The organism is Dyella sp. (assembly GCF_036384435.1).
Lineage (GTDB): Bacteria > Pseudomonadota > Gammaproteobacteria > Xanthomonadales > Rhodanobacteraceae > GSA-30.
This window is the reverse complement of sequence record NZ_DASVMI010000027.1, coordinates 1-20571: the sequence shown is the minus strand read 5'-3', so window position 1 is coordinate 20571 and position 20571 is coordinate 1. Positions and strand designations below refer to the sequence as shown.

15 protein-coding genes and 1 riboswitch are annotated in these 20571 nt (G+C 61.3%); of the genes, 9 read left to right on the top strand and 6 right to left on the bottom strand.

The window, feature by feature from the left end; genetic code table 11:
• Positions 1-947, bottom strand: a 947-nt coding sequence (locus VF436_RS02215; protein WP_330902345.1) for a ligand-binding sensor domain-containing protein, incomplete at its 3' end; no start/stop codon positions are given.
• A 62-nt stretch (positions 948-1009) separates the two neighbouring features.
• Entirely contained in the window at positions 1010-4573 is a 3564-nt protein-coding gene (locus VF436_RS02210) for a hybrid sensor histidine kinase/response regulator (RefSeq protein ID WP_330902344.1), read from the bottom strand.
• Between the two features lie 141 nt (positions 4574-4714).
• Between VF436_RS02210 and VF436_RS02205 the strand changes: the two genes are divergently transcribed.
• From VF436_RS02205 to VF436_RS02185, 5 genes are all read left to right on the top strand, one after another.
• The gene (locus tag VF436_RS02205) at positions 4715-6202 is read left to right on the top strand and encodes a GTPase (protein ID WP_330902343.1); all 1488 of its coding nucleotides are present in this window, start codon (positions 4715-4717) and stop codon (positions 6200-6202) included.
• 96 nt (positions 6203-6298) lie between these two features.
• A complete protein-coding gene (locus tag VF436_RS02200; RefSeq protein ID WP_330902342.1) occupies positions 6299-6952 on the top strand; it encodes a YceI family protein in 654 nt (217 codons plus the stop codon).
• The gene (locus VF436_RS02195) at positions 6949-7527 is read left to right on the top strand and encodes a cytochrome b (RefSeq protein WP_330902341.1); all 579 of its coding nucleotides are present in this window, start codon (positions 6949-6951) and stop codon (positions 7525-7527) included. The genes VF436_RS02200 and VF436_RS02195 overlap by 4 nt, the downstream gene beginning before the upstream one ends.
• The gene (locus VF436_RS02190) at positions 7524-8084 is read left to right on the top strand and encodes a YceI family protein (protein WP_330902340.1); all 561 of its coding nucleotides are present in this window, start codon (positions 7524-7526) and stop codon (positions 8082-8084) included. Before VF436_RS02195 ends, VF436_RS02190 begins: the two co-directional genes overlap by 4 nt.
• Before the next feature lie 10 nt (positions 8085-8094).
• A complete protein-coding gene (locus VF436_RS02185; RefSeq protein ID WP_330902339.1) occupies positions 8095-9459 on the top strand; it encodes a GTP-binding protein in 1365 nt (454 codons plus the stop codon).
• 238 nt (positions 9460-9697) lie between these two features.
• Here the strand turns inward: VF436_RS02185 and VF436_RS02180 are convergent, their stop codons facing one another.
• Positions 9698-9946, bottom strand: a complete 249-nt coding sequence (locus tag VF436_RS02180) for a glutaredoxin family protein (protein WP_330902338.1) — start codon at positions 9944-9946, stop codon at positions 9698-9700.
• A gap of 66 nt (positions 9947-10012) precedes the next feature.
• Here VF436_RS02180 and VF436_RS02175 point away from each other — a divergent pair, with 66 nt between their 5' ends.
• The 3 genes from VF436_RS02175 to VF436_RS02165 all read left to right on the top strand — a co-directional run bounded on the left by VF436_RS02175 (position 10013) and on the right by VF436_RS02165 (position 16072).
• On the top strand, positions 10013-11395 hold the full coding sequence (locus tag VF436_RS02175) for an L-serine ammonia-lyase (RefSeq protein WP_330902337.1): 1383 nt from the start codon (positions 10013-10015) through the stop codon (positions 11393-11395).
• A gap of 98 nt (positions 11396-11493) precedes the next feature.
• Positions 11494-14262, top strand: coding sequence for a LysM domain-containing protein (locus VF436_RS02170; RefSeq protein ID WP_330902336.1), 2769 nt, complete (start codon positions 11494-11496; stop codon positions 14260-14262).
• A gap of 208 nt (positions 14263-14470) precedes the next feature.
• Entirely contained in the window at positions 14471-16072 is a 1602-nt protein-coding gene (locus VF436_RS02165; RefSeq protein WP_330902335.1) for an APC family permease, read from the top strand.
• A gap of 339 nt (positions 16073-16411) precedes the next feature.
• Here the strand turns inward: VF436_RS02165 and VF436_RS02160 are convergent, their stop codons facing one another.
• The 3 genes from VF436_RS02160 to metX are packed head-to-tail and all read right to left on the bottom strand — an operon-like array spanning position 16412 to position 19738.
• A complete protein-coding gene (locus VF436_RS02160; protein WP_330902334.1) occupies positions 16412-17497 on the bottom strand; it encodes a homoserine dehydrogenase in 1086 nt (361 codons plus the stop codon).
• On the bottom strand, positions 17494-18690 hold the full coding sequence (gene metB / locus VF436_RS02155) for a cystathionine gamma-synthase (RefSeq protein WP_330902333.1): 1197 nt from the start codon (positions 18688-18690) through the stop codon (positions 17494-17496). Before metB ends, VF436_RS02160 begins: the two co-directional genes overlap by 4 nt.
• A gap of 28 nt (positions 18691-18718) precedes the next feature.
• On the bottom strand, positions 18719-19738 hold the full coding sequence (metX, locus tag VF436_RS02150; RefSeq protein ID WP_330902332.1) for a homoserine O-succinyltransferase MetX: 1020 nt from the start codon (positions 19736-19738) through the stop codon (positions 18719-18721).
• Positions 19739-19826: 88 nt separating this feature from the next.
• Positions 19827-19944: riboswitch (SAM riboswitch) on the bottom strand.
• A gap of 338 nt (positions 19945-20282) precedes the next feature.
• On the opposite strand from metX, the gene VF436_RS02145 reads away from it, so the two are divergent.
• Positions 20283-20571, top strand: a 289-nt coding sequence (locus VF436_RS02145; RefSeq protein ID WP_330902331.1) for a pyridoxal-phosphate dependent enzyme, incomplete at its 3' end; no start/stop codon positions are given.

The window sequence follows — 20571 nt, the reverse complement described above, 5'->3', positions numbered from 1 at the left end:
AGGTTGCCCGGCAACAAGGGTTGATCGACGATGGTCGTGATGGGCTGATCGCTGCCACCATCCTGCAAAAACAGACCACGCTGCGTGCCTATCCACAAACGTCCGCTGTGATCGCGCACCGTGCTCATCACGTTGACGTCGCCGACCTTATCCTGCGCATAGGGGTGCGCGACGTCGTTCGCGTCGATGGTGAACAGACCACGCACGGAACTGACACGCACTTCGTCGCCATCGCCCTCGATACGCCATGCATCGATGACCTGATCGGAGCCCGCGCGACGAATGGCATGAAAGCTGCCATCGACATCGCGCCTGAACACACCGAGATTGGAACCGATCCAGAGCCGACCACGTGGATCGACATAGAGCGCGGCAATCATGCCAAACGCCTCAGGCTTGCTGCCCAGCGCCGGATTGACCACGTGATCGAAGCCCGCGCCATCGGCACGAATCCGCTCCAGCCCACGCGCCGTGCCTACCCATATCGTGCCGTCGCCCGTTTGCGCGATCGCCCAGACCTTGTCGCTGGCCAGGCTGGTGGAATCGCTGGCACTGTGGCCCCAGTGCTCGAAGCGGTTGTGCTCCGAATCGTAGCGATTGAGCCCGGCCTCAAGGCCTCCCGCCCACAGCCTGCCCTGCTTGTCGACAAAGAGCGTGGAAATGCCATTGTTGCCAAGCGAATTCGGATCGTCGGCGGCGTGGCGATAGACCGTAAAGGCCAGGCCATCGAAACGTGCGATGCCGCCCTTGGTGCCAAACCACATGGCACCGTGGTGATCCTGCACTGCTACATATACGCTGCTGCTGGGCAATCCGTTGGCGGTGCCATAACGTCGGAATTGCGGCGTCAGCAAGATGGCATGACCATTTGCCGGCATAGCCTGGGCAGGCACCGGTTGGCTGGATCCAACCAGCAGGCCAAGACTCAGCAGCACCGACGGCAGCATGTTTTCCCCTCACGTGGCGGGAATAATGCCAAAACAACCGCAGAGGCACGAGCACTTGCACGTCAGGCCGCACGCCGGAGCCTGTTCAGGGCCGCGAGTGCAATTGATAAATCTTTTCCATTCAATGGCTTTCGAACAAAGCCATCCATGCCTGCTGCGTGCGCATTGTGTTCGTCATCGGCCGCCGAACGAGCGGTCACGGCGATAATCGGGATGCGCTCGCCCTCGCTTTCCCGCTGGCGAATGATTTTGGCCACATCGAAACCACTCAATCCAGGCAGATCCAGATCGAGCAACACCGCATCGAAATCGCTCTGGGTCAGTTCGGCCAGCGCCGCCAGGCCATTGCCCACCGGCTGCACGCTATGCCCGAGCGATTCCAGCAAGCCGATGATGACATCGGCCACGACCGGGTCATCCTCAACCAGCAGCAGCGAGAGGGCCTCGGATGGCTCGGACACGAATTCGCCAGACTCGACGAGCAAATCCCTGACCGGCTCCGGCAACGGCAGGAAGACGCGAAAGTGACTTCCGACCCCTGTCACTGACTGCAATTCGATCCTGCCATTCATCAGTGTGACCAATTCCTGGCAGATCGCCAAACCCAGTCCACTGCCCTGCTGACGCTGGGGACCAATGCCTTGCTCGAAACGCTGGAACATTCGCTCCTGGCTCTCCAACGGAATGCCAGGGCCGGTATCGATGACATGGAAAACAATGTCCGGGGCGTCGTATTCGATCCGCAGTGTCACCTTGCCGCGATCAGTGAATTTGAGCGCGTTGTTTGCCAGGTTCAGCAGGATCTGCTTGATGCGCAGCACATCACCAACCAGCCGGGGTGGCAAGCCACTCAAAGCCTCGACCTCGAACGCGAGCCCTTTCTTCCTGGCCTGGAACATTTCCAACCTGGAGATATCCTCGATCAACTCCGATACCTCAAATGTCGCCGGCTCCAATTCGAAGCGACCAGCCTCGATACGAGCCAGGTCCAAGGCTTCGTTGACCAACTTGAGCAGCAACGCTCCAGAACGTTGCATCGCCAAGGTATATTCGCGTTGCTTTTCGGTCAGTGACGTGCCTAGCAGCAATTCAGCCATACCGATCACACCGGTCATCGGTGTGCGTATCTCATGGCCCAGGGTGGCCAGGAATTGTGTCTTGGCCGCACTCGTCTGTTCGGCCAGCTCATGCCGTTCTTCGGCCAGGCGAATGCGATGCCGATCGGCAACCCTGCGTTGCCATGCCCATAGTGCGGCATAGCCGAACCCGATGATGATCACTGCGTAGGCAAGCCATGCCCACCAACGCACCCAAGGCGGCGACTCCAGTTGGACCCATACCGAGGTCGCCCCAAGGACATCGCGGTTCGGATCAAAGGCCTCGGCCTCTAACAGATAAAGCCCTGGCTTGAGCCCACCAAGCAAGTACTCGCCGCGCACGCCAAGATCGATCCAGCCGTGGCTGACTCCTTCGATCCGTATACGATAGTGCGTGCTGGCGTGACTGGCGAAAGACAGTAGTCTCGTCTTGATCTTCAACGTGCGCAACGACCAGGACAAGGTAATCCTGCCGTTTTCCGGAATCAGCTCCGTCCGTCCTTCGCGATCGCTGACGCTCAACTCGGTGAACCGCAAAGGCGGTCGGTAAGCCGTCTCGGGCGATACGTGGGAAGGCCTGAATCCGATCAGGCCGTTGCGCGTGGGCACATAGCGAGGCTCGTTGTTCTGGCCGAAACCCGGAGCACCCGGTCCTGTAGCGCCGTCGACAGGTTCATTGCCGGCCTCCACACGCCGCAACGTGCCTCTTGACCCGTCGAGGTTCCAGATACCGGAACTACTGAATACCCACAGATTATTCGATGCGTCGACATCCAGGTCGGTGATCACCGCGTTGCGCCAAGCTGCCTGAGGCGTAAGGCTCATCACCGGCACGGCCTTGTCCTTCTCCCATCGATAACGCTCCAGTTCCCTCCCGCGAGCCAGCCAGAAACCATTGTCGCCAAAAGCCAAGGCCGTCACCGGCCTGCCCAATCCGACACCCGGTACCCAGTCCATGGGGCCTTTACTGTATTGCCAACGCATCAGGCCATCATGGTTGCCGTACCATAGCTGTCCATCATGCATGGACAGCACACTCGGCTGCAGATCCATGTTGGTCACACCCGTGGCAAACGGCACCGGGTGGATGTCCAAAGTGATCGGATCGACCTGCACGATGCCGTGGCGCGCGACCGTGACATACACCGTGCCGTCATCGCCACGCGTCAGCATTTCCGGCCGGGTGATCCAGTGCCGATGAGGGTCGATGTTCTCCACCCGTCCATGGCGAAACCGCAATAGTTCACCTCGCACGGTGAACCAGGGTTCGCCACCGACATCGACGACATACATCACCGGCTGCTTGAGGTCGCCCACCACCGTTTCATTCTGGCCAGTGACCGGGTCGAATTTGTCCAACCGGCCCTGCCGCCCGACCCATAGCTTGCCATCGATACTGGAAGCGACGACTTTGGGAGGGTCATCGATAGCCGATGGATCGCGCTCCGGAATAGATGGATAGCGCGAAAATCCCTCCCAGTGCGGCGGTAGATAGGCTGCGCCACCCTCATAGAAGGTAAACCATAGACCACCTTCTCGGTCGCGGAGAAGGCCCAGCACCCAGTCGCCAGGCAGCGCTCCCGGCACGGATGGCTTACCGTTGAAGCGGTGCAGCCTGGATCGTTCGTCCTCCATGATGACACCGTCCAGTGTAGCCATCCACAATCGCTCCTTGTCATCACGCAGGCTGGCAAAAACCTGGAACGACGCCGGCATCTGGGTCTGCCGAAACGCGGGCCTTGCCTGCCCTTGGGAATTGGCAATGAACAAGCCATGGCGTGTACTGATCCGAATGTCGTCGCCGTGGCCATCAATGTCACGGATCTCGCCGATACTCAACGGCAAAAATGGCATCTCGACCCTGAGCCACGCACCGTCGGGGCGTCGAATGAAAACCTTGCCTGATCCTGTACCCAACCACATGGAGCCATCCCGCTCTACCATCAGGGCACTGACTGTCTGGTCTTCGGGGAGCCGCGATTCACTGGGCATCGGCTCTCGCTGGACCGCTCCGTCAGGCAGAAGCCGATTCAAGCCATCTGCCGTACCCACCCACACGCCGCCATCAACGGCTGGGGCCAATGCGAGCACGCTGTTGTTCGAAAGGCTGGCCTGATCGTCATCCTGATGACGCCAGTGCCGGAATGTGCGGCTCTTGGGATCAAACAGATCCAGACCACTGTCGGCCGTGCCAATCCATAAGCGTCCATCGTGAGTGGCGAGCAACTGGGCCACGCGACTGCTGGCGAGGCTGTTGTCGTTGAGCGGATCATGGATGAAACTCTCGAAATCCACCCCGTCATAGCGGGCCAGGCCTCGTGTTCCTCCGAACCAGATGAATCCTTCCGAATCCTGGACAATCGCGTTCAACGTACCATGAAGACCGCTAATATCGCCAAAACGACGAAAATACGGCGCTGGCATGGGTTCGGCAAATTTCGTCACAGTTGCCGGCACTTCTTCTTTCGAACTGATGGGCACGAATGTGGCAACAGCCATCAGCATCCCGGCTAGACAATCGAAAAACATGGAGGCTCCATCTCCTTTATGCTTACAAGCATAGCGATGCCTCATTGAATGCTTGGCATCTTTTTCCTACTTACCATGTAGGCGACCATCATGTCTTTTCGCGAAGCAACACCGACATCCCTGCAAAGTCTGTAGCTCATCATGCCTCTACGCATACGTTTGTTGCTTTCGGCAACCGCCATGCTCGCGATGGTGTGGCTGCTTTTTGCGATCGCCGATCGCGCACTTGCCCTGGTCCAGCGCTTTCTTGCCCTGCCATGGATCATGCAGTCGGTTATAGGACTGGTCTTAATTTTGTTTTTGTTGTCAGGACTGGTATTCCTGTGGTGGTTGCTCAAGCCAAGGCGACAACGCAGGCGTCATGTGCCCGACCGCACGCAGATCGAGCAACGCATCCAGCAACTGCGTGCGCATGACATCGATACCTCGCTGCTGGATGCCGAGCTAGCCGACCTGGACCGCAGAAAGGTCGAAGAACGCCTTTACTTAGCCTTGTTCGGAGAGATATCCACGGGAAAATCTTCCCTGATACGAGCCATGGCACCTCACGCCACCCCGTACAGCGATGTCCGCGGTGGTACGACGCGAGGGGTGCAGCATATCGATACCTTGCTCGGCGAATACGACGTGACGCTTGCCGACGTGCCAGGCAGCCGTGAAGTCGACGGCGAAGTCTTCGAGCAGATGGCGCGCCAGGAAGCATTGCGCGCACATGCCGTTGTCTATCTATGTGCCGGCGACCTGGCCCGTACCCAGATGGAAGAACTGCGCTGGTTGGCGGAGTTCGGCAAGCCGCTGCTGCTGGCCCTGAACAAGGCCGATCAATGGAGCGACCTTGAGCGCGAGCAACTTTGCGAAAGGTTGCGTGAACGCAGCAAGGGCATGGCCGATGCCGTCGTTGCCATCAGCGCAGGCGGCAGCGAGCGATTTGAACGCACGCTCGCCAACGGCCAGACCGAACGGGTCGAGCGGCAACGGCAGCCCGCGATCGCTGCCTTGACGGCCGCCCTGCTGAAAATGATCGCCGCTGGCGCGCGAGGCCTGGAATCGGCTCGCGAGCAGGCCGTACTGGCCGGACTGCATGAAAGCACCGGCGCGCTGGAACAGACCTCGAGGGATGCACAAGCATCGCGTATCGTCACACGCTATGCCCGACGAGCCGTTGTCGGCGCCATGGCCGCGATCGCACCCGGTAGCGATCTAGTGATCCAGGGTGTCCTGGCCGCCGGCATGACGCGTGAACTGGCCAAGTTATACGGAATCGGCGTAACCGATGTGCAGATCGAGGATTTCATCCACCAGGCTCGTCTTACGCTACGCACGGGTAGCTCCCTGGTGCTGGCGATCGCAGGCAACGCATTGAAGGCCTTTCCCGGGCTGGGCACCCTGGGGGGCGGTGTAATGCATGCATTCGCCTATGCGCTGATCTTCGACAGTATGGGCCGGGCCCTGGCGACATCGCTGGCCGAACGCCAGTCGCTGGATCTGGATGACGCCAGTACCCGGCTCAAGGACCTGCTCGGCCAGGCGCATGCCGGACGACTGCGCCAGTTGGCCACACTGACCACCGATGCGTGGCGAGAACGCGCTCAGCTGAACGAATCGTCGGATGCTGACACGCGCGGTTGAACCTTTCCACCGACCGGAACTTATTCACGAAGGAAACAATCCGTTTCGTATGCCCGTGCTAGGCATCCATCCCTCCTTCAGACAGACTTTCCACCTATGCCCAGACACCTCCTGCTCCGTAGCATCACTGCATTTTCGCTTGCCCTGGCCGGGGCCGCACAAGCGACTGAAACGACCTATCGCTACGACACGGTGCACAGCCAGGTGCTTTTCAGCATCGATCACAATGGCTTTTCGCGCCCCTTCGGACGGCTGCATATCGCCAAGGGTGTACTCAAGCTGGATCCAGCGAACCTCGCCTCGGCATCCACGGAACTGGACATCGATCTGTCCAGCCTGGATATGGGCGACAGTGCGTGGAACGCGGCTGTCCTCAAGCCCGGCCTGCTGGATGGCTCGAAGTATCCGCTTGCCCACTTCGCCAGTACCGGCGTGGAGCTCAAGGACGCCAACCATGGCATCCTGCACGGCAAACTCACCCTGCATGGCGTCACCAGGCCCGTGGACATCACCTTCACGTTCAACCGGGCCGGCACCACCATCTATGGCCTGCATACGGTGGCCGGATTCTCTGGCAATCTGATGTTGGATCGCACGGATTACGGCATCCAGGCCTTCAAGAACTCGATCGGCCAGAAGGTCTCCATCTGGCTGGAGATCGAAGCCATCAAGGACGCCAATGCTGACAACCCCGCGACACCATCATCGGCAAAGACATCGACAACTGCCCAGGAGAACCCGTCACCATGAGCCTTCGCAGCACCGATCACCAATGGGGTTCCGTGGCCAAGTTCTTTCACTGGATCATGGCACTGGCTATCCTTGGCAACGGCATCTTTGGCCTGTGCATGGACCTGGCCCACTCGCCCATGCAGAAAATCGGCTGGTTCGCGCTGCATAAATCGATCGGCCTGACTGTGTTGGCGCTATTCGTGCTGCGCCTGCTATGGCGCGCCGCAGATCGCCGTCCGCTGGACGAGCCGGGCCCTCGTTGGCAACAACTGGCGGCGCATGCGGTGCATGGCGTGCTTTACCTGCTGATCCTGGCGCTACCGCTGAGCGGCTGGTGGTTCAACTCATTGCGCGGCTTTCCGCTGCAATACTTCAAGCAATTCAACCTGCCGGCCCTGGCCAGCAAGAATGATGACTTGGCGCATACCGCCATCGCCGTCCACGAATATCTTTTCTATGCGCTACTGCTGGTGCTGCTCGCCCATGTGGGCGCAGCGCTGAAGCATCACGTCTTTGACAACGATAACGTTCTTCGGCGCATGCTGCCCTTTGGCAAGCCCCGTCGCCCCACCTCGCAAGGAGATATCCCATGAAACCGATTGTCCGCGCGCTGTTTCCGCTGCTGCTGACTGCCACCGTGCCAGGCTTGGTACAGGCCACCGATTACACCGTGCAACCGGGTTCGAGCAAGCTTGGATTTACCAGCAACTTTCAGGGCCAGAGCTTTGACGGCAGCTTTGGCACATGGAAGGCGGCCATCAGCTACGACGCAGCCAAACTGGCCAGTTCGCGATTCGATGTGGAAGTGGATCTTTCCAGCGTCAAGACTGGCGATAAGGATCGTGACGGCGCCTTGCCCGGCTCGGATTTTTTCGACATCGCCAAATTTCCCAAGGCACATTTCGTGACCACGGCTTTTCACCAGAACGGAGACAAGGTGGTGGCCGATGGCAATCTCACGCTACGCGGTGTGACCAAGCCGGTAAGCCTCAATGTCACCTTCGTGCCGCAGGGCAGCGGCGCCACGCTGGATGTGACCGGCTCGATCAAGCGCCTGGATTTCGGCATCGGCAGCGGCGACTATGCTGACACCTCGGTCATCGGCCCAGACGTGAAGGTCAACGCCCATCTGGTGCTCGTAGGCAAGTAAACTGCTTGCCATGGCGACGGACACGCTATGGAAAAAACTACGGGGCTGGCTGGCAACAGCCGGCCCTGTTCGTGCAGCATCATCGGCGGCCACACCATCGGGCGCACATGTCCGGGTAGCCGATAGCCTGCGGCAACTGCTGGAAGACCCTGGCATTCCGGGCTCGATACGAACCGAACTTTCCAGCGACTTCGCCCGTATCGAAAGCATGCTGGCGCGGCTGGAACACGGCGAGTTGCATGTGGCCGTCTTCGGACGTGTATCGGCGGGCAAATCCGCGCTGGGTAATGCCCTGCTTGGACGAGATGCGTTCGAGGTCGGCGTTCTGCACGGCACCACCATCCTCTCCGAACAGGCGCCGCTTGACGAAGCCGCACAAGATGGACTCGTCCTGATCGACACCCCGGGCATCAACGAGTTGGATGGAGAATCACGCGAGCGACTGGCCTTCGACGTCGCCGAGGTTTCCGACCTGGTGGTATTCGTCGCCGATGGCGACCTGACACGCGATGAACTCGACGCACTGGCCACGCTCGCGCGAACACAGCGCCCAATCCTGCTGGCCCTGAACAAGATCGACAGGTATGGCGACAGCGAACGCCAGTCCCTGCTGGACCACCTGCGCGATCGCACGCGCGGCCTGCTGCACGCCGAAGATGTAATCGCCGTGGCCGCACGCCCGCCCGCGCGCCGCATCCTGCTCCGCGACGATGACGGGAACGAACACGAACACATGCAGGCGGTTCCCGCCGACGTCGCGGCATTGCGCGAACGTCTGCTCGACATCGCAAGGCGCGAAGGCAAATCGCTGTCCGCGCTCAATGCGGGGCTGCATGCCAGCCGCCTGACCGACCAGGTATCGACACGCATCGCCGAGACGCGTCGCGACATGGCCACGCGGCTGATTCGCAACTATTGCCTGGCCAAAGGCATCACGGTCGCACTCAATCCGATTCCCGTCGCCGACTTGCTCGCCGCTGCTGGCCTGGACGCGGCGATGGTCGTGCAACTGTCACGCTTGTACGGACTTCCCCTCACCCGCGCCGAGTCCGGTCGCCTGGTCGCGGTGATCTCGGCACAACTGGCCGCACTGATGGGGGCGATCTGGGGCATGCAACTGGCCGCCTCCGCACTGAAAGGCTTCAGCGCAGGCCTGTCGGTCCTGGTCACGGCAGCCGCCCAGGGCGCGATGGCCTGGTACGCCACGGTACTGATCGGCCGCGCCGCCGAGCGCTATCTTGTAGCAGGCAAATCCTGGGGCGAACTGGGCGCCAAACGCGCCGTGGCCGAAGTCGTCGCCAGCCTGGACCGCGATTCGATCCTGCGCGAAGCGCGCGAAGAGATCTTGCGCCGACTCAAGGGGCGGGAGGCTTAGGTCGTCAGGTTGCGCGCGGTGGGAATCGAGGGCCTTAAGATTGAGGGCTTTGGGGATTAGAGATGGAGTGTGGGGGCGCGCAAGTCCGTGCGCATAAGTATGTCGCGGTGCGACAGTGAGGGCAGATCAAGCTCGTGTGATGAAATGCGGACATCCACCATCGAAACGACCAACTTATCGTGGTGATGACGCTCCTGCGTGCCATGATTTTCCACACACGCCCGAACTTGCGCCCCCACTACCCGTCTCCAATCTCAAGCCTCCCCACAAATGCTGCAACACCGGCCGCATCGAACGGCCAGTCCAGTTCGCGACCGCTATGGTTGTCTCGTAGCACCGGCACCCGTGTGCCATAGCGACGCTCCAGTTCGGCATCATCATCGACCCATGCGCTCGTGAAATCGGGCGCATGGGCCTGTGCCATGACGGCCAGCGCCTGGTCACAGAGATGGCAGTAGTCGCGTTGGTAAAGGGTGAGATCGGCCATGGCTGTCACGCAGGAAAAGCACGCGTAGAATAGCCGGTTCCCCACGTCTATCCATTGCAGCGCACCATGGCCGTCAGCGTATTTGACCTGTTCAAGATCGGAATTGGTCCCTCCTCTTCGCATACCGTCGGCCCAATGCGCGCGGCAGCGCGTTTTTGCGAGCACTGGCTGGAAGAGAAAGGCGTGCTCGACCGCACCGTACGCCTGCGTGCGGAGTTGTTCGGCTCGCTGGCCATGACCGGCCGCGGTCACGGCACCGATAAGGCGGTACTGCTGGGCTTCGAGGGTGAGCATCCCGACCGCGTCGACCCCGATCAGATCTCGGGCAACCTCGAACGCATCCGCCAATCGCATCGTCTGCGTGTGTTGGGCAAGCACGAGATCGATTTCGACGAGAAAAGCGATCTGGTGTTCAACAAGCGCCAGAAACTGCCGTTCCACACTAACGGCATGCGCTTTACGGCCTATGACGCCGAGGGACATGTGCTGGCTACACGCGACTATTACTCGGTCGGCGGCGGCTTCGTGGTCAACCCCGATGAAGCGGCCGAAGATCGCATCGTCGCCGACACCACCCAATTGCCCTATCCGTTCGCCACCGGCGACGAACTGCTCGCGCTATGCGAACAGCACCGCATGTCCATCGCGCAGCTGATGCTGGCCAACGAGAAAGTCTGGCGCAGCGAACAGGAAATCCGCGAGGGCCTCATGAAGATCTGGAAGGCCATGCAGGATTGCGTGACACGCGGCCTGCGCTCGCCCGGCACATTGCCAGGTGGCCTGAAGGTCACGCGCCGGGCACCGGCGATGGCCGAGGACCTGCGCCGGCAGCCCGAGGCAGCCCTGAAAGACCCGCTGACCATTCTGGACTGGGTCAACCTGTATGCCTTGGCGGTCAATGAGGAAAACGCCGCGGGCGGTCGTGTAGTCACCGCCCCTACCAACGGTGCCGCCGGTATCGTGCCTGCCGTACTGCACTACTACGCGCGGTTCTGTCCCAAGTCGGACGACAACGGCGTGATGGATTTCCTGCTCACTGCGGCGGCCATCGGCATCCTCTACAAGGAAAACGCCTCCATTTCCGGCGCCGAAGTCGGCTGCCAGGGCGAGGTGGGCGTGGCCTGCTCGATGGCCGCTGGCGGTCTGGCTGCCGCGCTGGGTGGCAGCGTGCTGCAAGTGGAAAACGCCGCCGAGATCGGCATGGAACACAATCTTGGCCTGACCTGCGATCCGATCGGCGGCCTGGTGCAGATTCCATGTATCGAACGCAACGCCATGGGCTCGGTCAAGGCCATCAATGCCAGCCGCATGGCCCTCAAGAGCGACGGCAAGCACCGCGTCTCCCTGGACAAGGTCATCGCCACCATGCGCGATACCGGCCGTGACATGAAGGACAAGTACAAGGAGACCTCTCGCGGCGGTCTGGCGGTGAACGTCATCGAATGCTGACCGCCCTGGACGGGCGAACCTAGGGAAACTCCCAATTGCCCCGTACGGGGAACTGCGGCGTAAATGCCACATTCCCCTTGCTCGGCCAGGAGGCTGCCATGTTTCCCGTCGATTCCGGCTCACCCGTCCGCTTTACGCCACCGCCGCCTCCGCCACCCAAGCCTCACGTGGTAGCCAGTGGCGAAACCGTGACCAGCATCGCCCGGAATTACAGCGTCACGCCGGAGGAACTGGCGCGTGGCAACCAGATCACGGTCGACACGCCACTGACGCCGGGACAACGGCTGACGCTGCCAGATAGTGCCGTCAATCCTGCGCAGACGGACAAGACCCATACACCTGCACCGCAGACACCGGCGCAGAAGACCGATGCGGCGATCGCTGCCTACGGACAGGCTGTCAAAGATCGCCAGACGGCCTTGGACAACGCACCTCACAACATGGGTGTGCGCAGCGAGGTCAATGAGGAGGAATCGGCCAAGGTCGACACCGCGCGCACCGCGATGAACAAGGCCATCGCCGACGAACTTGCCAACGAGGTCAATGTGCGCAACATGGGCGTGCCCGGCCAGTGGCGCACACCGACCGACCAGATCATCGACAGTGCCAGCCAGGCGATCCTGGCGCGCCATTCCGGCGATGCGCAAGCCACTGCCGAGATCAAATCAGCGACCGACGATTACCAAGTGCAAGCCAAGGCGCAGTCGCTGATTCCCGGTTACTACGGCGATTTCAGTCCGGCCGAGAAGCTTGCCGGTATCAATCTTCAGGGCCAGCCACAGGCCGTTGTCGACGCCGTGCTGGCCGATCCGCGCGTCCAAGGCTGGATCAAGGACGCCGCCAATCAAATCGGCGCGCCGTATAAGGGCGTGGACAAGCCGGCCAATGCCGAGCAGCAGGCGCCGGAAGCCGCGCAGCGACTGGCCGACACTATCAAGGGGCTACCTCCATCGCTGGCCGCCGCGGTCGTGCAACAGAGCATGCCGACGATCCAGAAAATCGCCCAATGCGAGATGACCTATGGCGGCACCGCAGCCTACAACACCATGCAAGGGGTGGCAGCCTCGCTGGGCAACAGCCCGCAAGCCCAGGGCCTGGTGCAACAGATCGCCCAGGCCTATGTCGGCCAAGCCGAACGCTGGGAAGGTTTCACCGATCAGATGACCCAGACTTTCATGCAGCAGCAGGGCAACCCGGCCCTGCCGCTGGCACTGGCCAATGCCCTGGCCGCTGACGGCAAGACCGATGAAGCCAATGGTCTGCGCAATATCGCCACGCAAGGACTGCACGAATACCTGGCCAACAACAAAGATAGTCCGCTCAAGGCTTACAACGACGCACACAAGGCGGCCGACGACAAGAACAAGGAGCTATCCGACCTGCTTGCGCACGCAGGCCCCCTTACGGAGGAGCAGCAGCAGAAATTCATCAAAGCCTTCATGGAGGACCCGGACAACGCCAAAGTCTTCAAGGCCGACGCACAGGCAGCCAAGAAACTGGCCAATTACATGGATGCTAATCAGGGTGCGCTGCTTTATACGGCTGGTCGCAGCCCCGACGCAGCCAAGCAGTTGTACGACGCGATGCAAGATCTGGCGCAGTCCGGCCAGAGCGTCGAAGTGCTGAAAATGGCCGCTGCCATCGCCGACGACAGGGATGCCTCCAAAGCTTTCAGCACATTCTCTGACTACCAGACCAAACTTCTGCCGCAGGCTATTGCTTCGGCACAAGGCCAGCTTCTGGTCGAGGCCAATGGCGATACCAAGACGGCGACCCAGCAATTGATGAAGCTGGCCGATCCCTTCTTCAAGGGACACGATGGCTGGGACCAGCTCAAGGAAAGCTACGAAAAACTCGGTGAAAACGATCCGCGCGCCTTTACTCCCGAGGCGCTTGGGGAGAGCTTTGCCAAGATGGGCCCCCTGGGCCGCGGCTTGGCAATGGCATCTATCGTGGTCAGTTCCTACAACGGAGCAAATGCGGAAAGCATCTCGGAGATGATCAACGGTTACAGCGTGGCAGGGGGTACGGCGGCAGGATTGGCCAGCGGCGCCGTGCAGACCTTGGCCGATGCCGGCAAGTTCGGTCGTTACACCGAAGCGGCCGAAGCTTTCGGTAAATTCGCCGCCAAGTTCGTTCCCGGATTATCGCTGATCGCCAGCACTTCGGCCTTCGTGGCCGACTTCAGCGAGGTCAAGGACAATCCTGTCTATGCCGGCGCATTGGTCGGCGACATTTTCTCGGTGGTGGGCAGTGGCCTGGAAACCACCGGTGTCGGTGAAGTGCCCGGTGCCCTGGTCAACGGGCTGGGCATGATCATTTCCGCACCGTTCGAGCTGATCGGCGGCATCATCAGCGGCAACAAGGAACAGAAGGAAATCCAGGAAGAAGTCGAAAAATACCTGGGCAAGGGCGGCGTCGGCCTGGATGAGGACACCAGCAAGGCGTTGGCCGAAAGCGACGGGGACCAGGACAAGCAATGGCTCGCCACCGGCATGACGCCCGAACAGATCCAGGATCTGGCCAAGGATTATCCGCAGCTGTTACAGAGTGAACACAAGGGCAACCCCTACGTAGGCGACTTGCCGGCGCTTGAAAAGCGGACAGGCATGAGCGGTACGGATCTCTACAACATGCTCAAGGCAGCCGATCAAGGCGGTACGCCAGGCGAAGGGATCGCCAACGTGATGTGGGTGCTAGGACATCCCGGCTGGTTCCCGCAGGTCGCCTACGCGCAGACCAAGCAGCAACTCATCGATGGCCTGCATGCGCAGGTACAGCAGATCAAGCAATCGGCCATAGGCGACGATTCGGATGCGCAGATTCGCGCACTCAATCAGGCAGCCGATTACCTGGCAACCAGCTAAGCAGGCCCGTGGCACGCAGTGACCTGGGGTACGTCGCGCAAGAGCCGCCACGGGCCTCGTGGCCCTGCCTTGGTACCCCAGGCAGCAACGCCGTGAACGGGCGACGATAAGGCCGTCTCCACCGTGGCGGCGTGACATCCCCGCGCGTCTTTGCGACCATCCCAGGCTTTGCAGGCCTGACGGGCCGAGCCACGGGAATGTAAAATCCATGTCTTCAAGCTCCCCCCATCGCCAGGTTGGCGCATTTGCCCTGATGTTGACGGGCCTGGGTTCCATCATCGGTTCAGGCTGGCTGTTCGGTGCGGCGCGCGCGTCGTCACTGGCCGGCCCTGGCGCAGTCTGGGCATGGGTACTCGGTGCGGCGGTGATCATGACCATCGCCCTGACCTATGCCGAACTCGGTGCCATGTTTCCCGAATCGGGCGGCATGGTGCGTTACAGCCACTATTCGCACGGCTCCCTGGTCGGGTTCATCGGCGCTTGGGCCAACTGGATCGCTATCGTCTCGGTCATCCCGATCGAAGCGGTCGCTTCGGTGCAGTACATGAACCATTGGCCCTGGGAGTGGGCACAGAGCCTTTCCACGCTCTCATCGGATGGCCATGTCGAGCTGACCAGCATCGGCAAGGGCCTGGCCGCGATTCTGGTGTTCTGCTACTTCCTGCTCAACTATTGGAGCGTGAAGCTCTTCGCGCACTCCAATACCGCCATTACCGTGTTCAAGCTGGTGGTACCGGCTGCGACCGCGTTGCTGTTGATCGCCAGCGGCTTCCATACCGACAACTTCCATGTCGGCATCCATGGGGATGCCCATGCGATCGATTTCCCGTCCATTCTTACCGCGGTCACTACCGCAGGCATCGTCTTCAGCTTCAACGGGTTCCAAAGCCCGGTGAACCTGGCCGGTGACGCGAAGAACCCCGGCCGCAGCATCCCCTTTGCCGTGTTGGGTTCGATCGCCCTGGCGACGGTAGTCTATGTGCTCCTTCAAGTTGCCTACATCGGTGCTGTACCGCAGGACCTGCTCGCCAAGGCCGGCTGGCATGGTATCCACTTCCGCTCGCCGTTTGCCGACCTGGCCGTTCTGCTCGGTTTGCAATACCTGGCAGTACTGTTGTTCGCCGATGCAGTGATCAGCCCGAGCGGCACCGGCATCACCTATACCGCCACCACGGCGCGCATGCTCTACGGCATGGAACGCAACGGCACGCTGCCTAGCTTCCTGGGCAAACTACATCCGAAATGGGGGGTGCCACGTCCGGCGATGTGGGTCAACCTGGTGGTTGCGTATATCTTCCTGTATCAATCTGGCAGTTGGGACTCGCTCGCGGACGTGATCGGCGTGGCTACGGTGATTTCGTACCTGACCGGCCCGGTAAGCGTGATGACTCTGCGCCGGACCGCGCCAGACCTCAAACGTCCTCTGCGCATCAGCGGCCTGCCGGTGCTGGCCGCACTTGCCTTCATCCTGGCGACGGAATTGCTGTACTGGGCTACCTGGCCGCTGACTGGCTGGATCATCCTTCTGATGGCCGTCGCCCTGCCCGTCTATATGTATTACCAGCACAAGCAAGGTTGGAAGGACATCGGGCGGCAGTTGCGCGGCGCCTGGTGGCTGATCTGCTATCTGCCGCTGATTGCCTTGATCTCGTGGGCCGGGAGTAAGCAGTTCAAGGGACACGATTACATCCCCTACGGCTGGGACCTGCTGCTCGTTGCCGTGGTCGGCCTGATCTTCTTCGGCTGGGGTGTCAAATCCGGCTGGCGTACACCGTCAGTGGAAGAGGCGCAACTTGAAGCGCAGCATTAAGCGACATCGGCTGCGGTTCGATTTAATGCAATAGACCACCGAATCGCAGCCCGCCCCGATGCAAGGGCGACGTCAGTCGCGAAGCCATCTGCGATTTCATCGCAGATGGCAGCTCTTAAGACCTCCAAACTGCGACTGAAGGAAGCTTCTAAAAACCTTCCTATCCGTCGTCGCGGTGCAGGACGGGACACAGCGAGTTGGATTTGATGGGGCTAGAGGCACTCGATTCCGACCCTGGGTCCCCCCCAGGGCATTCGCCGGAATAACGACTTCGATGCGAGGTCTCCAGAGGTTCCCTGCGATCGCTACTGCCTCGCACGACGCGGCGGTGCAGATCTCCTATCCCAGTGCGAGCACGTCGCCAAGCAATGCCTGCGCGGTGACCTCCGGGCCGGCGCCCGGCCCCTGGATCACGAGCGGCTGTGTGTTGTAGCGCGTGGTGGTCAAGGCAAACTGATTATCCGTGCCGTAAAGGCGCGCCGCCGGGTGCGTCGCAGGCACTTCGACCAACCCCACGCGTGCACGTCCCCGCTGATTCAGGCGAGCGAGGAAGCGCAATACGCCACCGCGAGCACGCGCCTCTTCGCAACGCGCCGCGAGCGGTCCGTCGAGGTCTTCCAGACGATCCAGAAACGCCTCGGTACTGATCTGGCGCAAAGACTCGGGCACCAGGCTCTCGACCGCAACCTCGTCGGCACCCAACGCGAAACCAGCCGTGCGCGCCAGGATCAGCAGCTTGCGTGCCACGTCTTCGCCGGATAGATCCGCGCGCGGATCGGGTTCGGTATATCCCAGTTGACGAGCCTCGCGCAGTAACGCGGAGAATGGTCGCGATCCATCGTAGTGATTGAAAAGATAGGAAAGCGAGCCAGAAAAAACACCCTCCAGCGTCAACAGGCTATCACCGCATTCGTACAGGCGGCGCAAGGTGGAAATCACCGGCAAACCGGCACCCACAGTGGCTGAGTCGCCATAGCGAGCCCCGCCTGCTCGCGCCGCCTGTAACGCACGCCAGCCGCTCAACTGCCCACCGGCTAATGACTTGTTTGCGGTCACCACGTGATAACCACGCGATAGCCAGTCCGTGTGACGCGCGGCCAGTTCGGCCGAAGCCGTGGCATCAACGACGACCCGGATGCTGGCATCGCTGGCATCGAGTACGGCCAACAATGGCGCATCATCGCGCGCGACGCCACTGTGCTTGAGTCGCTCGCGCAAGTCACGCACGGCGAGCTGATCGGGCTCGGTCTGCTGGCGACGCGAATTGGCAGCACCCACAAGGCGCAATCGCGCTCCCGCCGGCGTGCGAAGCAGCTTGAGAAAAGCACCACCAACGACGCCGGTGCCGAGCAACACGATGGCGATGTCGTTCGACGCGGCGGCGCCGCTGGTGGCCGAAAGCGGCGAAGCCAGGACTGCGCTCATGCACTCACCCGGCGTTTGTTTTCCTGCGCGGTGGCAGCCTGCGCACGTGCAAGCCCCGCGGCCAGATCGCGCAGCAGGTCATCGGCGTCCTCGATGCCTACGGAAAGACGGATCAGCGTATCGGCGATACCAGCCGCGCGACGTGCCTCCGGTGCCATCGCCGCATGCGTCATCGAAGCAGGATGCGCCACCAGGCTCTCCACACCACCCAACGATTCGGCCAGCGTGAAATAGCGAAGATCGTTGACGAAGGCTTCGATCTGCGTGAACTGGCCGTGCAGTTCCACGCTGAGCATGGCACCGAATCCCGTTTGCTGGCGCGCAGCCAATGCATGGCCTTCATGGCTCGCCAGCCCTGGGTAATAAACCTTGCGCACGGCGTCATGGCCGTCGAGAAATTCGGCGATGCGCTGTGCGTTCTCCTGATGCTGGCGCAAGCGTACGTTTAGCGTACGCAGACCGCGCAAGGTCAGGAAGCTATCAAACGGCGCGCCGGTCAGGCCGTTGCAGTTGCCCCACCACTTTAATTGCTCGGCAACCGCCGCATCACGCGCTACCACGGCGCCACCGACCACGTCGCTGTGACCATTGATGTACTTGGTGGTCGAATGCACCACCACGTCGGCCCCCAACGTCAAAGGCTGCTGCAAGGCGGGAGAGAGAAAGGTATTGTCGACCACGACCAACGCATCAGCCGCGTGCGCCGCATGTGCCACGTGGCGGATATCGGTAATGCGCAACAAAGGATTGGAAGGCGTTTCCACCCACACCACCGAGGGCTTGCCCGCCAGTGCCTGGGCCAATGCCTGGCTGTCGGTAAGATCGACGAACTGCACGCTGAAGCGACCCTTCTTCGCCCAGGCATCGAGCAGTCGCCAAGTACCGCCATAGCAATCATGCGCGGCAATCACCCGACCTCCCGCCGGCACCAGCTCCAGCGCCAACGCCACGGCGGACATGCCGCTGCTGGTGATCACCGCGCCGGCGCCCTGCTCCAGGTCCGCCAGCGCTTCTCCCAGCAGGTCACGCGTGGGATTGCCGCTACGGGAATAATCGTAAGTGCGCTTCTGGCCAAGCCCGGCAAAACTGTAATTGGTGGACAGATGCAGGGCTGGCACCACGGCGCCATGCTGGGTGTCCGACTCAATGCCGGCGCGCACGGCACGGGTACAGGGGGCTGTCGTCTCGCTCATAGGCTTTGATCTCTTTGCGTATTCGTGTTCAGGCCAGCGCATCGCGCAGCAAGGGTGCAAGGCGCTCCGATTCCTTCAGGAAGGCATCGTGGCCGTAGGGGGAGTCGATTACCTCAAGGGTCGCCGACCCTTGCAGGCGGCGCTGCAATTCGCATAGATCCGCCAGCGGAACAAGGCGATCGGAAGGCGTACCGATCAGCGTGGTCGCCGTGGGTATCTGCTCGGGGCACACGTCATGCAGATCGATGGATTCCGATAGCGCCAGGTAGCGCTCGATATCGAAGCGGGCGACAAAACGACGTCCGGCCTGCTCCAGATAATCTTCCACCGGAAAGTGAAAGCGACCGTCTCGGTACTCCGGTGCAGTTGCGAAGCGACGCACGAATTCCTCGCTACCGCGATAGGTGGTCATGGCCAGTTGGCGTGCCAGCGCAAGGGCCTGCTCTGGCTGACCGCTCTCCAGCCCCAAGCGAACGATGCTGCGCTGGACAGAACGCTGCGCGGTGGCCAGCGGGTGAGGGCGATGGGCACTGCCCAGTAGCACCAGGCGGTCGAGCGCATAAGGATGCCGGGCTGCAAAAGCCAGGCCGGTCATACCACCATAGGAATAGCCCACGAACGCGTGCACACGATCGATGCCCAGGGCCTCGACCAGGGCTGCCAGGGCATCGGCCTGGTCTTCGCTGGAAACAGCCTGGGCACTGCCCAGATCCCTCGGCGTCAGCCAATCGATCGATAGGACACGAAATCGGTCCAGGTCGATGGTGGAGCCCTCGCCGATGAATGACTGCCACCACCCGGCTGCCTGCTCACCGAAAGTTACGGCATCGCGATCGGCGGAAATACCACCCTGCACGATGATGGTCGGTGCATCCGGCGCACCGCACCACAGATAGCGCACATCCACTTCGCAGCAGGCACCGTACTTGGGAAAGAGCGTGACACGGCGTGTGCTGCGCTGCGCGGTCAGATCGCCACGCGGCACGGCCACCGGCGACACGGTCGCGGCAAACACAGGTGGCGGTACGGGACTGGCTTGGCTTGGCATCTTCAACGCTCTCCGGTCGGGCATCGCGCCTGCGGCACCGGAGAGGTTTGAAGCCCGTGCCACGCAGAACGCGCGGCAAGCAGGATTCAACCCATCTCTCGGCAGCGTTGTTGGGAACGCCTCCGCAGGAGTTGGCACCGTTGCAGGAAATCCCGCAGGTTGCCCCGGCTTCAAAGGGCCTGTCCCTCAGCCGGTCTCGATGAGTGTCATCGACTTTATTCCCCTCGTATCTAGGTGTCAATAGACGTTTAGACGTCTAAGTGGATATGCGCTTTTTCCATGTGTTGGCGAAATGCCATGTTTTTCTGGCTGGAAGACGGGCCATGACGCACGGACGGGAATGGGTAGACGATCCATACAACTACGTGTTGCCGCGAGTGCAAACGTAACACCAGCAAGAACTTCGGCCAGCTTCGATCGCACGGACTTGCGCCCCCACAACCCACCCCCCCGGCCCCCAAAAGCCATCCTCCAACGGACAACTCGCCCCACACCGGCCGTTCCCATAAGCTGAGCCGCCCCCGACACTTAAAAGCCCTGCCCCATGAGTATTCGAGCCGATTTTCCTTCCACCGTGGGACGCACACCCCTTGTGCGCCTGCGCGGCCCTTCGGACGCCACCGGCTGCCACATTCTGGGCAAGGCTGAATTCCTCAACCCCGGTGGCTCCATCAAAGACCGTACGGCCCTCGGGCTACTGCTCGACGCCGAGCAGCGTGGGCTGATCCAGGCCGGCGGCACGATCGTGGAGGGCACGGCGGGCAATACCGGCATCGGCCTGGGGCTGATCGGGGCCAGCCGGGGCTACCGCACGGTGATCTACATGCCCGATA

Excerpts from the sequence above, each read along its gene's own strand:
- VF436_RS02210 (WP_330902344.1), bottom strand. The coding sequence starts at position 4,573 with ATGTTTTTCGATTGTCTAGCCGGGATGCTGATGGCTGTTGCCACATTC.
- VF436_RS02205 (WP_330902343.1), top strand. The coding sequence starts at position 4,715 with ATGCCTCTACGCATACGTTTGTTGCTTTCGGCAACCGCCATGCTCGCG.
- VF436_RS02200 (WP_330902342.1), top strand. The coding sequence starts at position 6,299 with ATGCCCAGACACCTCCTGCTCCGTAGCATCACTGCATTTTCGCTTGCC.
- VF436_RS02195 (WP_330902341.1), top strand. The coding sequence starts at position 6,949 with ATGAGCCTTCGCAGCACCGATCACCAATGGGGTTCCGTGGCCAAGTTC.
- VF436_RS02190 (WP_330902340.1), top strand. The coding sequence starts at position 7,524 with ATGAAACCGATTGTCCGCGCGCTGTTTCCGCTGCTGCTGACTGCCACC.
- VF436_RS02185 (WP_330902339.1), top strand. The coding sequence starts at position 8,095 with ATGGCGACGGACACGCTATGGAAAAAACTACGGGGCTGGCTGGCAACA.
- VF436_RS02180 (WP_330902338.1), bottom strand. The coding sequence starts at position 9,946 with ATGGCCGATCTCACCCTTTACCAACGCGACTACTGCCATCTCTGTGAC.
- VF436_RS02175 (WP_330902337.1), top strand. The coding sequence starts at position 10,013 with ATGGCCGTCAGCGTATTTGACCTGTTCAAGATCGGAATTGGTCCCTCC.
- VF436_RS02170 (WP_330902336.1), top strand. The coding sequence starts at position 11,494 with ATGTTTCCCGTCGATTCCGGCTCACCCGTCCGCTTTACGCCACCGCCG.
- VF436_RS02165 (WP_330902335.1), top strand. The coding sequence starts at position 14,471 with ATGTCTTCAAGCTCCCCCCATCGCCAGGTTGGCGCATTTGCCCTGATG.
- VF436_RS02160 (WP_330902334.1), bottom strand. The coding sequence starts at position 17,497 with ATGAGCGCAGTCCTGGCTTCGCCGCTTTCGGCCACCAGCGGCGCCGCC.
- metB (WP_330902333.1), bottom strand. The coding sequence starts at position 18,690 with ATGAGCGAGACGACAGCCCCCTGTACCCGTGCCGTGCGCGCCGGCATT.
- metX (WP_330902332.1), bottom strand. The coding sequence starts at position 19,738 with ATGCCAAGCCAAGCCAGTCCCGTACCGCCACCTGTGTTTGCCGCGACC.